The organism is Microcystis sp. M49636_WE2 (assembly GCF_030065375.1).
GTDB lineage: Bacteria > Cyanobacteriota > Cyanobacteriia > Cyanobacteriales > Microcystaceae > Microcystis > Microcystis aeruginosa_C.
The window spans coordinates 1-1353 of the sequence record NZ_JASJFG010000480.1 but is presented as its reverse complement, the minus strand read 5'-3'; the positions used below and the strand labels follow the sequence as shown (position 1 = coordinate 1353).

2 protein-coding genes are annotated in these 1353 nt (G+C 45.4%); both read left to right on the top strand.

Features of this window, described 5'->3' with window-relative positions:
• Positions 1-519: 519 nt before the first annotated feature.
• On the top strand, positions 520-840 hold the full coding sequence (locus PX484_RS11345; protein WP_002752253.1) for a P-II family nitrogen regulator: 321 nt from the start codon (positions 520-522) through the stop codon (positions 838-840).
• 218 nt (positions 841-1058) lie between these two features.
• Positions 1059-1353: RRXRR domain-containing protein (locus PX484_RS11340; RefSeq protein WP_288103874.1), on the top strand; the 295-nt coding region annotated here is incomplete at its 3' end.

Below are 1353 nucleotides of genomic sequence, written 5' to 3'. Positions count from 1 at the left end.
CTTAAATATTGGAAGAAAGGTAGTCGGAGAGGCCGCCTTTAGCGGGAATCCGATAGAGAGGTTCGTAGTTAACCCAGTACGGGTCAAAGCGTACAAAGCTAATTCTAGATGCAATATTTGCGTACAGAATTAGTAACTATTCTATTATCGAAAATTTGGGTTGAAAACCCCGTCCTTTGAGGACGGCTTTAAGCTACAATGGAAAAAGCGATAACCAAGCTAAAAACTGAACCCTGACCACAGATAGTAGGGGGTTTCGTTCAGAAAAGAATTCAAATTCGGCCTTGAACGAGTAAAACTTTCTAGGAAATAAGGTTGAACATGAGATTTTTTCGACTTGTTCAAAGTGGCCGTCCGGCATTCGGACACTCAAAACGGACGGGTCGAAAGTGTCAGACTTAAGCAATTAAGCGTTTTTCGCTATCTGCGTCAACCCCATTGACGCGACCATCCTAAAAAAGTGGCGTGGTGAGCATGTCAATAACATTGTCTTTGAAAAACCCATTTTAGGAGTTGCCCATGTCATCCTCATCCCTACCCATTAAACCGGCTGTACTGGTTGTCATCATTGGTGAAACCGTCTTGCAAGACCGCATGATCAAGCTGCTGCAAGAGTTAGGCGTAACTGGCTATACCCTCTCGCAAGCCCAGGGCGCAGGTCGCCACGGCAACCGCCAGGGAGATATGGTCGGTTATAACACCAATATTGAGATCAAAACCGTTGTCTCGCAGGAAGTCTCGGAGGCGATCTTCTCTGGTCTCGTCGAGTATCAAGCTAATCATGCCTTAATCGCTTTCCGACAAAATGTCGAAGCGTTGACTGGGTTTGAGATAATTTGATTCGTCACTAACCCCGCCCTAAAAGGGACGGGGCTTGCCTAAACCAATTTAGGCGACGCAAGTAGAGACTACCGCATCGAGACACAATCTGGCCCAGACCTCCGAATACTTCCCTAGTTCGGATTCCCTCTAAGCTCTATTGGTAAGGCGTTGTTAGACAAGACATCTTGATTGTGTTGCGGAAAGGTACTTTAACTTCACTCTTAAGGATTATCTCCATGGCAAGAGTTCCTGTTATCTCAAAAGACGGAAAGTCGTTAATGCCCACCAAACCCAGTCGGGCCAGGCGGTGGATTAAGCAAGGAAAAGCTATCGGTAAATTCAACGACTTAGATATTTTCTATGTCCAGCTAACCACTGAACCTTCTGATAGCAAAACCCAACCGATTGCCATTGGTATTAACCCGGGTAAATTATTCTCTGGAATTGGCGTTCAATCCTCCCTTTTTACTCTTTGGAAGGCTCACTTAGAACTTCCTTTTAAGCGAGTAAGAGAGTGCCTAGACAATCGCT